Genomic DNA, 11,536 nt, shown 5'->3' with positions numbered 1-11,536 from the left:
TCTGTGGACGACGGGGTGTCCGGCAGCGGCGCGTCGTCCTCGGCGGGCGGCGCCGGGACCGGACCGGGCTCGCGCCGGGACGGGGTCGCACCGGCGGTGATGTCGGCGTCGTCCTCGGGCGCGCCCTGGTGGACGTCGGGCTCGGTGCCGGCCGGCGGCGGGGGCACCGGGCCGGGGTCCGGTGGCGGTGGGGCCGGGGCTGCCGGCGGGGTGTCGGCTGACGGGACCGGACCGGGGCCGACGGCCGCGGTGGCGACCTCGCCGACGCCGGGTGCTGGTGACGTCATACCGCGCAACCTACCAGCGCACCCCCATGATCCCGAGCAAAGTCCACCCCGCCGCGCCCGCGCTCGGCGAGGGGGTGGGGCGGGTCAGACCAGGGCGATCGTGACCGGCTCCCAGCGGGTGCCGACGGGGTAGTTGCCGCCCCAGAGCTTCGCGCCGTCCTCCGTGAGGTCGACCTGCTCCCAGGTGAGCCGCGCGCCGTCGGCCGAGCGCTGCGGGGCACCGGCGAGGCGGAACGCCACGGTGCGGACGTCGGACTCGCGGTCGCGGACGGACATCGTCCAGTCGGTGCCCCCGTCGGCCGGGCCCTCGACCTCGATGTCGGCGATCTCGCCCACGAACGAGCCGAAGTGCCCGATGAACACCACGGAGCCCGTGAAGGCGAACGACGTCGAGTCGGCGGACACGTCGGGCGTGCGGTCGGGGTCGAGCGGGAAGTGGAACGAGGCGCCCGATCCGCCCACGGCGTCGTCCTGCACGATGCGGCCGCCGGGCGCTCCCATGACGTACACCAGCAGGCTTGCCTTGATCTCCCAGTCCAGATGAGCCACCCGAGAACCGTACTCCTACCTGCGCGTTCACCGCCGCGTCATCCGGGTGCCCACGTCCGGCCGCGCGCCGGTCACCGGATCCGGCGAGGGTGGGGGCATGAGAACCACACGTATCGCGGCCGCTGTCGTCGCCGCGGCCCTCGTGCTCACCGCCGGCGCGGTCGCCCCGGCGTCCGCCGGCGAGCGCGGCAGCAGCCCCCGGGCCTTCGACCTCCAGGCGCACCGCGGTGGCGTCGCGCTCACCGTCGAGAACACGCTCCCGGCGTTCGACACCGCGCTGGCCCTCGGCGTCAGCACGCTCGAGCTCGATGTGCAGATCACGCGCGACGGGTACGCCGTCGTCACGCACGACCGCGACCCGAACCCCGCCAAGTGCGTCGACACGGCTCCGGCGTTCCCCGGCGACCCGCAGTTCCCGTACGTGCCCGGCACCACCTACATCAAGGACCTCACGCTCGCGCAGGTGCGCACCATCGACTGCGGCTCGCTGCGCCAGCCGCAGTTCCCGGACCAGGAGCTGCACCCGGGGGAGCGGATGCCGCTGCTGTCCGAGGTGCTGGCGCTCGTCAACCGGCACCGCGCGCGCCAGGTGACGCTCAACATCGAGACGAAGGTCGAGGCGGGTGCGCCCGAGCAGACGGCGCCGCGCGAGCAGTTCGTGCAGGTCGTCGCACGCGAGGTGCGCAAGGCCCGCCTGGTGCGGCAGGTGACGATCCAGAGCTTCGACTGGGGCTCGCTCATGCGGATGCGCGAGGTCGAGCCGCGGTTCGGGCTCGTCGCGCTCACCAACGGCCAGCAGTTCCTGCAGGTCGGGGAGGAGGGTGCCTCGCCGTGGCTCGGCGGCCTGGACATCGACGACTTCCCGGGCAGCCCGCAGCGCAAGCTCGTCGCGGCGGCCGCCTCGTTCGGCGCCGACGCCGTCTCGCCCGTGCACGGCGACCCGCAGGACGGCGCCATCGGCGACCCGGGCTACGTGCCCTTCACGACGCCGGAGCTCGTACGCGCCGCCCACCGCGCGGGGCTGGAGGTGGTCCCGTGGACCGTCGACGACCGCGCGACCATGGAGCACCTCATGGACCTCGGGGTCGACGGCCTCATCACCGACCGGCCGGACCTGCTGCGCCGGGTGATGGCCGACCGCGGCCTGCGGCTGCCGCGCAGCTACTGACGGCCCGCCGGCCGGGCCGCCGCGCGGCCCGGCCGGTGTCACTTCTGCTTGAACTTCACGACCTTGGTGTCGGGGTCGTAGTCGTAGCTGCCGCTGAAGCCCCAGTTGATCCAGCCGCCGTCGCCCTTGTTCTTGACGGTGCCGGAGGTCAGGGCGATGACGTCCATGCCGTCGACGGTGGCCAGGTGCACGAACCCGAACAGGTGGCTGAAGTTGAAGTTCTCGAAGTCCTTCACGACCAGGATGTTCTTGTCGGGGAAGGCCTTGCCGTACTCGTCCAGCAGGGACTTGACGCGGTCGGCGCGGTCCTTGGGGACGTCGCCGTCGTAGTCGGTGCCGGGGTAGGTGCCTTCGGTGAACTTGGGGGTCTTGTTGTCGACGTACTGGGTGCCCACGTCGTGGCGGGAGTCCAGGCGGCTGGTGGGCGGGTCGGAGAAGTCGTCGCTGTAGTACTCCGGGGGTGCCTCGAAGTCCTTGGCGCGGCACTGCGGGGCCGGTGACATGGTCTGCTTGTCGCCGTTGACGTCGGTGACCTCGAACGTCGACTCCGACAGCGTCCTGTTCTCGTCGACCGTGGTCCACGAGACCTTGAACAGGTCGAGGCCCTGCCAGTTCAGGCCGGCCTCGCCTCCCTCGCTCACCTTCTTGGCGTCGTAGCTCAGCTCGCGGACGTTGGCGTACTGCTCCGCGACGTCGAACAGCTCGCCGGTCGCGCTGTCCGGGCCGAGGTGCACGTCGCCCTTCTTGAGGTTGCCCTCCTTGTCGCGCGGGTAGAGCTTGTCGATCGTGGGGCCGAGCTTCTCGCGCAGCTCGGGGTACTGGTTGAAGTCGAGGATGAGCTCGCGCTTGGAGATGGTGCCCTCCTGTTCCGAGCGCGAGTACCCGCCGCGCAGACCGAACCCGTAGGGGAGCGTGACCGACAGGTCGACCCCCGCGTTGATGAGGGTCGCCATCACCTGGTCGTCCATCGCGATGACGACCTTGGACAGGTTGCCGTCCTTGTCCCAGACGACCGTGCTGCTGGTGGTGCCCTTCCAGTCCTTGCCCATCGACCCGAAGCCCGCGCCGGAGCCCTCGCTCGTGGGCTTGCCGTCCTTGCCCTTGGTGAACGGCTGCTTGCCGCCGAGCGCCGCACCGATGAGGAAGCCACCCATGTCGGACGACGTGTACGTCGCGGTGCGGCTGCCGTCGGACCAGCGCCGGTCCTCGATCTGCACCTCGCCCTCGTAGGTGCCCTCGATGAAGCCGGCGCCGAGGACGCCGCCGCCGTTCTTCTTGGCGTTGCTGCCGGCGAGGGTGAGTCCGCCGCTGAACTTGACCTTCTTGATGTCGCTGTCGGCCTCGGCCAGCTCGTGGTGGTCGGGCTCCTCGTCGCGCAGGTTCTCGGCCTGCTCGGCGTAGGGGTTCCTGCCACACCCGCCGGTCCACTGGATCCGCGCGCCCGAGCAGCTGTTCTGCTTGCCGTTGACCTCGTCGTACTTCTTGTACCAGTCGATCCACTTCTGCGCGGCCTGCATGTCGGTGAACTCGTAGGTCTTGTCCTTGGAGTAGCCCGTGATGCCGGCGACGTCGAAGCTGATCGGCGAGCCGCCCACGTCCCGGCCGCTGACGCCGGCGCCCATCTCGACGCCGCGCAGCACGTGGATGCGGATCCGGCCGTCGCCGAGCTTCTCGATGAGGGTGCCGTTGCTGTTGCCCCACCGGAAGAACAGGAACTGCACGTTCTCGCTCTCCACGTGCCCGGTGGCCTCGACGACGCAGGGCACGTCGATGGAGTCGTACGTCCGGGTGATGCAGTTGGCCAGCTCCCCGGAGCGGGCGGCGCGCTCCTTGCCGGGCTCGGCGTCGAGGTAGGCCTGCCACTCCTTCTCGCACCCCTTGGGCACGGGGTACTCGCGGCAACCGACCTGCACGCGCGGCGGCGCGTCCTCGTCGATCTCCTCGCTGGTCGGCAGCGCGTTGGCGCACGACTCGTCGTTCGGGTCCTCCTTCGGCCCGCCCCGACCGTCGCGCACGCAGTCGACGAACTCCTGGATCTCGTCCTCGCGGTAGACCCGGTCGGGCACGGCGCGGTCGAGGTGCCCGTCGGGCATGTGCGCGGAGAAGCAGATGGTCGGGCCGGGGTACCAGACGCAGTCGATCTGGACGACGGCCGTGTCCCACGGGGACTCCGGCTTGTCGACGAAGTCGAACGTGACGTCGTCCTCGCAGTCGCCGGTCGGCGGGCTGTAGTCGTCGCCCGACTCGTCGCCGCCGCCTCCGCCCCCGCCGCCGGTGCTCCCGTCGTCGCAGCCCTGACCGTTCTCCTTGATGATCGGGTCGACGGCGCACAGCCACTGCTCGCCGATCGAGGTGCCGACCGGCGTCGCGGCGGCGAACACGACGCCCGCGACGAGCAGCAGCACGCCGATGACCGCGACGTACTCCGTCAGCGCCTGCCCCGCCTCGCGCCCGGGGCGCCCGCGCGCCTGTTCGGTACGGCGGCGGCTCCTGTTCACCTCGACGTCGCTGGCCATTCACTCACGGTAGGGACGGCCGGGCCGCCCCACGACGGCCCAGCGGCCCAACCGTGCACCCAGCCGGCCCTGGGACCCAGGGCCCAGGTCAGCCCGCTGCCGCGCCGGCGTCGTCGGCCCGCCCGGCCGGGGCCTGACCCGCGGCCCGACGCCGTTCGCGCCGCCCGCGGACCAGCTCGGTCGCCAGCGCGTCGAGCGGCTGGGCGAACGTGTCCTCGAACCGGGCGAGCCAGGTCCGGGCCGCGGCCGTCGCGGCGTCGTCGACCGCGTACAGCCGGCGCGTGCCCGCGGCGCGCACCCGCACGAGCCCCGCCTCGCGCAGCACCCGCAGGTGCTGCGACACAGCCGGCTGCGAGATGCGCACCCGCGCCTGCAGCGCCGTGACGAGCGCGCCCGCGGGCTGCTCGCCGGGCGCGAGCAGCTCCAGCAGCCGACGCCGGACGGGGTCACCCAGCGCCTCGAAGACGCCCTCGGGGGCGCTGTCGGGGGTGCTGCCGGGGGTGTCGCCGTCGGAGCGGTCCCCGGGCGCGGGCGCCGCGGCGGACCGGGTCATCAGGACTCCGGCACGGTCGTGTAGAAGGCCAGGGTCCGCTCCCCGGCGGCGCGCGCCTCGGCGGGGTCCTGCCCGGAGGCGGCAGCGGCGTCGGCCCAGTCGGTGCTCGCTGCCCGGACGAACTCGACGCCGTCGGGGGAGAGGGTCCACTGCTCGAACTCGCGTGCGTCGTTGTCCGACCTGGTGGCCAGGTGCAGCCCGAGCCCGAGCAGCGCGAGGTCCCAGCCGACGCCGACGGCGCCCGGGCCGTACTGCGTCCAGAAGTCGGGGTCGACCAGCGCCTCGTGCACGAGCTCGAGCGTCGTGCCGCCGTCGGCCGGGGTGAGCGCGACCTGGACCCACGAGACCTGGCCGCCGAACTCCCACGTGGCGGCGAAGCTCTCGGGCGCGTCGCAGCGCTGGATCTCGCCGCCCGCCTGGCCCTCGAACTGGTACCGGCCGCCGAGCGTCAGGTCGCCGGAGACGGGCAGGAACCAGCGGGGGAGGCGCTCGGCGGAGGTGAGGGCGTCCCAGAGGTCGTCGCGGTCGGCGGCGTAGGTGCGCCGTGCGACGGCGATCTTGGTCGGCGTGCCGTCCCGCTCGCCGTCGCGCACCTCGCGGGTCACGAGCCCGGCGGTGGCGACGGGGTCGATGGTGCTGGTCATGGTGTTCTCCTTCTATAAGTGAATGCTTATGTTATGCCACAGCGTGCCGCCGCGTGCAAGCGGGTGCAAAAAAGTGTGCCAAGCGGGTGTACCCCGACCACGGCACTCCCAGCAGAAAGGTCCGCCTCGACCAGGCGATCTGGCACGGATTCCCGGCGGGAACCGTGCCGAATCGCCTGGTCGAGGCGGACCCTGGGCCACGGCCACGGCCAGGGGCAGATGCCGGACGCCGTCCGGATCGGGCCCAGGTCGGCAGGCGCTCCGGATCAGTCCGGGACGGGGACGATCACGCACAGCTCGAACGTGTCGCGGCCGCGGCGGAGCAGGTAGCGCACCCGGTCCGCCGCGGCCTCCGACGCGTTCTCGTCCTTGTAGCTCCAGCGCACGTCGACCCACAGCAGGGCGTCACCGACCTGCTCGACGGCGCGGACCTCCGGCACCGCCGCCACGAGCCCCTGCTCGCGGTACGCGGTGAGCATCCCGGCGAGGCTCTCGCGCGCGGACTCGGCGTCGGGCACCACGAGCGAGCGATCGGCCTCGACCACGACGGAGGGGTAGGCGAGGCTGTCGGTCACGACCTCCAGGTCGCCCGCGCCCAGCGCGACGCCGTAGTCGACGAGGAAGGCGAGCAGGTCGTCGGAGTCGAAGTCGGCCATCCGACCACGCTAGCTGCCCGCCTGGTCCAGCGCTCGCGCCAGGTCCGCCCACAGGTCCTCGACGTCCTCCAGGCCCACCGAGAGCCGTACGAGGTCGGGGGAGATGCCCGCGTCCTTGCGGGAGACCTCGTCCATGATCCGGTGCGTGAGCGACGCCGGGTGCTGGACGAGGCTGTCCACGCTACCCAGGCTCACGGCCGGCGTGAGGAGCCGGACCGCCGAGACCAGGGCCACCGGGTCGGCCGACGTCTCGAACGACACCATCGCACCGCCCACCCGCGGGTAGTGCACGCGCGTCACGCGCGGGTGGTCGGCCAGCCGGCGCGCCAGCTCGGCCGCCGTGGCCGACGCCGCCCGCACGCGCACCGGCAGCGTCGCCAGCCCACGCAGCAGCTCGTATCCGGCGATCGGGTGCAGCATCGCGCCCGTCAGGAACCGGACCTGCCGCAGCGCCCGGGCCGTGGCCTCGTCGCACGCCACGACGCCGCCCATGACGTCCCCGTGCCCGCCGAGGTACTTCGTGGCGCTGTGCAGCACCAGGCTCGCGCCGAGCGTGACCGGGCGCTGCAGCACCGGCGTCGCGAACGTGTTGTCCGCGAGCAGCGGCACCTCACCGCACTCCTGCGCCAGCGCACGCAGGTCCACCTCGCCCAGCGTCGGGTTGGCCGGGCTCTCGACGACGACGAGCCCCGTGCGGTCCGTGATCGCGTCCGCGACCTCGCCGGGCTCGGCCCACGTCACGGACGTGCCCAGCAGCCCGCTGCTCAGCAGGTGGTCCGTCGAGCCGTACAGCGGCCGCACACCGACGACGTGCGGCGTGCCCGCCGCGACCTGCGCGAGCAGGCATGCCGACAGCGCGGCCATGCCGCTGGCGAACGCGACGGCGGCCTCGGCGCCCTCCAGCTCGGCCAGCGCCGTCTCGAACCGGCGCACCGTCGGGTTGGCGACGCGGCCGTACACCGGCGGGCCGCCGTCGTCGTGGCCCTCCGCGAAGGAGTCCAGACGGCCCGCCTCGCCGGCGACGTCGTGCGACGGGTAGGTGGTGGACAGGTCGATCGGCGGCGCGTGCAGGCCCAGGGCGGCCAGGTCGTCCTTGCCCGCGTGGACGGCGCGCGTGGTCCAGCGGTGCCCGCCGGTGTGCTCGGATCTGTGCTCGGTCGCTGCATCGGTCGTCATGCCCGGACTATCGGCACCGTGAAGGATCAGCGGGCCCGTGACGTGCTAGAAATTCGGGCCATGACCCAGAACGTGATCCTCGATTCGGTGGACCGGGCGCTGCTGGCCGAGCTCCAGAACGACGGGCGGCTGTCCAACAAGACGCTCGCGCAGCGGGTCGGGGTCGCGCCGTCGACCTGCCTCGCCCGGGTCCAGCGCCTCCAGAGCGCCGGGGTGATCCGGGGGTACCGCGCGGAGATCGACCCGGCCGCCGTCGGGCGCGGGCTGCAGGCCATGCTCATGGTGCGGCTGGCCACGCACTCGCGACCGCTGCTCGGACCGTTCGTCGAGTGGGTCCGCGCGCTGCCGCAGACCCGCGCCGTGCACCACGTGTCCGGGCCCGACGACTTCCTCGTGCACGTCGCCTGCACCGGCACCGACGAGCTGCAGCGGCTGGTGCTCGACCTCACCGCGCGCGGTGAGGTCGGGCGCGTCCAGACCGACCTGGTCTTCTCCTCCTGGACCTGCGGCCCGGTCACCCCGCCCCCCTGACCACCCCGCGAGGTAGTCACCTGGCGAGGTAGTCATGCAGCGAGGTAGTCATGCAGCGAGGTAGTCACGTGGCGAGGTAGTCACTCAGCACCGACCGCCGTCCCCGCTCAGAGCGCCTGTCCGAGCAGGTCCGCGAACAGGGCGTCCGGGTCGACGTCCAGACCACGGGCGGCGAACCACGCGCACACCGTGCGGCAGTCGCGCAGCAGCACGTCGCTCGCGAACGGGTTCGCCACGAGGTCGACCACCTGCGGCAGGTCGATGACGACGAGCCGCTCGCCGTCGGCCAGGATGTTGTACGGCGACAGGTCGCCGTGCGCGAACCCGAGCCGCGCCAGCACGGACATGGTGTGCACGAGCTGCTCCCAGTAGGACTCGAGCAGGTCGTCCGACGGGCGCTCGCGGGTCAGGCGTGGGGCGGCGACGGCCTGCACGCCGCCGTCGTCGTCCACCTCCTGGGTGCCGACGAACTCCATGAGCACCTCCGTGCCGTCGATCTGCACGGGGTAGGGCACGGAGGCGCCTGCTGCCCAGGCGTCGCGCAGGGCGACGAACTCGGCGTCCGCCCACTGGGTGGCGGACACGGCGCGGCCCCACGCCGACTTGCGGTCCTCCATGGCGCGCTGGTCGCGCGTGCGCCGGACCCTGCGCCCCTCGGTGTACTCGCTGCCGCGGTGGAACTGACCGTGGTCCAGGCTCCGGTACCGCTTGGCGACCAGGAGGCACGACACGGGCTCCTGAGGGTCCGCCGTCGGGGTGCCCGGGGGGAGGGCGCGCTCGAGCAGGAAGGCGTCGGCCTCCTTGCCGGTCTTGAGGATGCCGAGCTCGGTGTCGAACGCGGCGTCCCGGGTGACGAGCCAGCCGGGGACCGGCTCGGGTCCGCGCTGCCCCTTGGCGACGGAACGCCAGGTGGACCAGCGCTGGCCGGGGCCGGGCTGGGCGGGATCGGGCTGGGTGAGATCGAGCCGGCCGGCATCCGGCCGACCGGGACCTTCGAGCTCGTCGCGACGAGTCGGGCCGTGGCCGCGCCGGGACGGGGTGTCGCGGTTGCCCTTCCGGTTCGTGGCGCGGATCAGGGCAGCGTTGGGTGCTTCGGGAAAACGGGGCAAGACGGTGCTCCTCGGTGCTGGAGCACGACCGGGTCAGTGCCGGGTGCTCCTGGTGACAGTGGCGTCTGCTGCCGCGAGGGCAGCCGCGCGAACGACGTCGTCCATGACTGCCTCCTTCCTGTCCGCGCTCGAGGAGCGCACCGTGCGGGGCCGTGCCCCGGGGCTGGCCGGTCAGCGAGCGCCGCCTGCAGGGCTGTCTCGATGACCGTGGCCCGAGCATGGCACGGGGCGGTCCCGGCGTGCACGGGTTTTTCCGGGGCGCTTCGCCCGACGGCCCCTCAGCTCCAGGGCAGCGCGTCCTCCAGCGACTTCCACAGGGAGTCCGTGACGTCCTCCGTGGTGTCCTGGACGCCCTGCTCGAAGTCCTCCTGGATCTGCTGCCGCTGCTCCTCCAGCGAGGTGCGGGCGTCCTGCGTGACCTGCTGCGCGTAGCCGACGACGCCCTGCACGGCGATCACGATCACCCAGACCACCACGACCAGCCAGAACGGCCAGGTGCGGCCGCCGCGGCGGGTCCGCACGGCGCGGAAGAGGTTCACGACGGCCGAGGTGACGATGCCGAGCAGCGGGATCGAGAGCTCGGCCATGCGGGGCGCCCACACGGGGTCGAGGCCCAGCAGGGCGACACCGAGGTCGCCGAGCGCGGCGAACAGCGGCAGGCCGGCCGCGCTCGGCATGACGTCGAAGCCCGGCAGCAGGCGGACGAGCTGGTAGACCGCGAGCACGAGCAGCAGGCGCGGGACCCAGCCGAGCACCGTCGCCAGCACGCCGAGACCGCCACCGGTCCCGTCGCGGTCGTGGGCCCGGTCCTCGTCCCGGGACCGCCGTGCGTCGTCGTCCCGGCGGGGCTCCGGGACGGGCGGACGCTCGTCGACGGCGGGGCGCTGCGGTACCGGTGACGCGGCCGCGACGGGGCCGGTGCGGGGCAGGGCGCCCGAGGGCCGCTGGTAGGCGCCCTGGGGCGGGGGACCGCCCGGCCGGAAAGCGGGCGCCACCTGCGTCGGCTGCTGGGCGACCTGCTGCGCGGTCTGCTGGTGCCCCACGGGCGGCATGCGGCGCGTCGGGTCGGCCGCGGGCCGTGCGGGTGCGGCGGCGGGGCCCGCGACCCCGGGCAGCGGCAGCCCGTGCCTGCGCCGGTAGGCGACCCAGCCGTCGTAGGTGTCGGCGTACCCCTCCGGGGTGAACCCGGGGGACCAGCGCATCGCCGCCCACAGGTAGTCCTTGATCTCCGCGGGTGCGCGGCCACCGGCCCGCTGCGGCCCGACGGCGGACAGGTACACCGAGATGATCTCCTCGGCCGCGCCGTCGAACCCGTCGCCGTGCACCTGGTGCAACCGGCCCATGAGCTGCTGGTCGTAGACGAGGTTGGTCATCGCCTCGCCCGGCTGCACCGGGTTGTTCGCCAGGGCGCTCGTCGGTGCGACGGCGCTCGTCGGCGCACCGCTGCCGGTGAGCACCTCGGTGACGAGCCCGCGCTCGATGGTCGTGACGTCGGCGGCGGCCAGCATCGACGGGTCGGGCCCGGTGCTGCCGGCGAGGAGCTGGCGCACCGTCGAGGCGAGGTTGTGCAGCGGCGGCCGGTCCTCCGGCCGGTGGCGCGTCATGGCCAGCACGAGCGGCAGCAGCCGCTGGTCGAGCGGTCCGACGTCGGCCGCCGTCAGGTCGCGGCCCGCGAAGTTGAGGTCGTTGGGGAGCTGGCCGGTCGCCAGGAAGATGAGCAGCAGGCCCAGGCTGTAGACGTCGGAGCGGGCGTGCGGCTTGCGCACGAACAGCTCGGGCGCCATGTACGAGATGGTGCCCGCGGCGTGCGTCGAGGTGCTGGTGCCGTGCCCCTTGGCGATGCCGAGGTCGATGAGCACGTACCGGTCGGGTGCCGCGATGATGTTCGCGGGCTTCACGTCCCGGTGCAGGAAGTGCTCCTCCTGGAGGACCGCGAGCGCGTCGAGCACGTCGGCCGCCACGCGCAGCACGTCGGGCAGCGGCAGGGGTCCCTCGGCGGACACGCGCTGCGCGAGCGTCGGCCCGGGGACGAGCTCCATGGCGAACCACGGCGTCGCCGACCGCAGGTCCGCCGCCAGCAGCCGCGGGAAGCCGCGGCCGGCCAGACGGTCCAGCAGCGCGGCCTCGCCGACGAACCGGTCGAGGGATCCGCGCTCGGCGTTGGTCAGCACCTTGAGGGCGACCTCACCGCCCTGCCCGACGGCGCGGTACACGTGCGCGAACCCGCCGTGCCCGAGGGACCCGACGAGCTGGTACGGCCCCAGCACCTCGCCGGTGGCCGGGATGCGCGGCGGGCCGGGCACGCCGGCGGGCTGTGCGGCGGGCGCCGCGGGTGCCGCGCGGCCCG

The 11,536-nt window shown here is 73.4% G+C and carries 10 protein-coding genes and 1 pseudogene; 2 read left to right on the top strand and 9 right to left on the bottom strand.

What is annotated here, in order from left to right; genetic code table 11:
* Positions 1-287 (bottom strand): annotated as a pseudogene (locus HLB15_RS19520) (hypothetical protein); the annotation flags it as partial.
* 84 nt (positions 288-371) lie between these two features.
* On the bottom strand, positions 372-836 hold the full coding sequence (locus tag HLB15_RS19515) for an HtaA domain-containing protein (protein ID WP_171107770.1): 465 nt from the start codon (positions 834-836) through the stop codon (positions 372-374).
* Positions 837-933: 97 nt separating this feature from the next.
* Between HLB15_RS19515 and HLB15_RS19510 the strand changes: the two genes are divergently transcribed.
* The gene (locus HLB15_RS19510; RefSeq protein ID WP_171107768.1) at positions 934-2,004 is read left to right on the top strand and encodes a glycerophosphodiester phosphodiesterase family protein; all 1,071 of its coding nucleotides are present in this window, start codon (positions 934-936) and stop codon (positions 2,002-2,004) included.
* Between the two features lie 38 nt (positions 2,005-2,042).
* Here the strand turns inward: HLB15_RS19510 and HLB15_RS19505 are convergent, their stop codons facing one another.
* The 5 genes from HLB15_RS19505 to HLB15_RS19485 all read right to left on the bottom strand — a co-directional run bounded on the left by HLB15_RS19505 (position 2,043) and on the right by HLB15_RS19485 (position 7,549).
* Positions 2,043-4,520 (bottom strand): hypothetical protein, encoded by a 2,478-nt coding sequence (locus HLB15_RS19505; RefSeq protein WP_171107767.1) that lies wholly within the window; start codon positions 4,518-4,520, stop codon positions 2,043-2,045.
* 88 nt (positions 4,521-4,608) lie between these two features.
* Positions 4,609-5,073 carry an ArsR/SmtB family transcription factor gene (locus HLB15_RS19500; protein WP_171107765.1) on the bottom strand — a complete coding sequence of 155 codons (465 nt, stop codon included), beginning with the start codon at positions 5,071-5,073 and terminating at the stop codon, positions 4,609-4,611.
* Positions 5,073-5,717 (bottom strand): SRPBCC family protein, encoded by a 645-nt coding sequence (locus HLB15_RS19495; protein WP_171107763.1) that lies wholly within the window; start codon positions 5,715-5,717, stop codon positions 5,073-5,075. Before HLB15_RS19495 ends, HLB15_RS19500 begins: the two co-directional genes overlap by 1 nt.
* A gap of 266 nt (positions 5,718-5,983) precedes the next feature.
* The gene (locus tag HLB15_RS19490; protein WP_171107761.1) at positions 5,984-6,373 is read right to left on the bottom strand and encodes a DUF6841 family protein; all 390 of its coding nucleotides are present in this window, start codon (positions 6,371-6,373) and stop codon (positions 5,984-5,986) included.
* A gap of 9 nt (positions 6,374-6,382) precedes the next feature.
* Entirely contained in the window at positions 6,383-7,549 is a 1,167-nt protein-coding gene (locus HLB15_RS19485; RefSeq protein WP_171107759.1) for a trans-sulfuration enzyme family protein, read from the bottom strand.
* Positions 7,550-7,609: 60 nt separating this feature from the next.
* Here HLB15_RS19485 and HLB15_RS19480 point away from each other — a divergent pair, with 60 nt between their 5' ends.
* On the top strand, positions 7,610-8,080 hold the full coding sequence (locus HLB15_RS19480; RefSeq protein ID WP_171107756.1) for an Lrp/AsnC family transcriptional regulator: 471 nt from the start codon (positions 7,610-7,612) through the stop codon (positions 8,078-8,080).
* Positions 8,081-8,187: 107 nt separating this feature from the next.
* Here HLB15_RS19480 and HLB15_RS19475 read toward each other — a convergent pair whose 3' ends face one another.
* Positions 8,188-9,189: a serine protein kinase RIO gene (locus HLB15_RS19475; protein WP_229785727.1), complete on the bottom strand. Its 1,002-nt coding sequence runs from the start codon at positions 9,187-9,189 to the stop codon at positions 8,188-8,190.
* Positions 9,190-9,467: 278 nt separating this feature from the next.
* On the bottom strand, positions 9,468-11,536 hold a 2,069-nt coding region (locus tag HLB15_RS19470; RefSeq protein ID WP_171107754.1), incomplete at its 5' end, for a serine/threonine-protein kinase.

Source organism: Promicromonospora citrea, from assembly GCF_013004695.1.
GTDB lineage: Bacteria > Actinomycetota > Actinomycetes > Actinomycetales > Cellulomonadaceae > Promicromonospora > Promicromonospora citrea.
This window is presented reverse-complemented; position numbering and strand designations above follow the sequence as displayed.

What these genes read in the sequence shown, in the direction of transcription:
- HLB15_RS19510 (WP_171107768.1), top strand. Translation starts at nt 934, where the DNA reads ATGAGAACCACACGTATCGCGGCCGCTGTCGTCGCCGCGGCCCTCGTG.
- HLB15_RS19505 (WP_171107767.1), bottom strand. Translation starts at nt 4,520, where the DNA reads ATGGCCAGCGACGTCGAGGTGAACAGGAGCCGCCGCCGTACCGAACAG.
- HLB15_RS19500 (WP_171107765.1), bottom strand. Translation starts at nt 5,073, where the DNA reads ATGACCCGGTCCGCCGCGGCGCCCGCGCCCGGGGACCGCTCCGACGGC.
- HLB15_RS19495 (WP_171107763.1), bottom strand. Translation starts at nt 5,717, where the DNA reads ATGACCAGCACCATCGACCCCGTCGCCACCGCCGGGCTCGTGACCCGC.
- HLB15_RS19490 (WP_171107761.1), bottom strand. Translation starts at nt 6,373, where the DNA reads ATGGCCGACTTCGACTCCGACGACCTGCTCGCCTTCCTCGTCGACTAC.
- HLB15_RS19485 (WP_171107759.1), bottom strand. Translation starts at nt 7,549, where the DNA reads ATGACGACCGATGCAGCGACCGAGCACAGATCCGAGCACACCGGCGGG.
- HLB15_RS19480 (WP_171107756.1), top strand. Translation starts at nt 7,610, where the DNA reads ATGACCCAGAACGTGATCCTCGATTCGGTGGACCGGGCGCTGCTGGCC.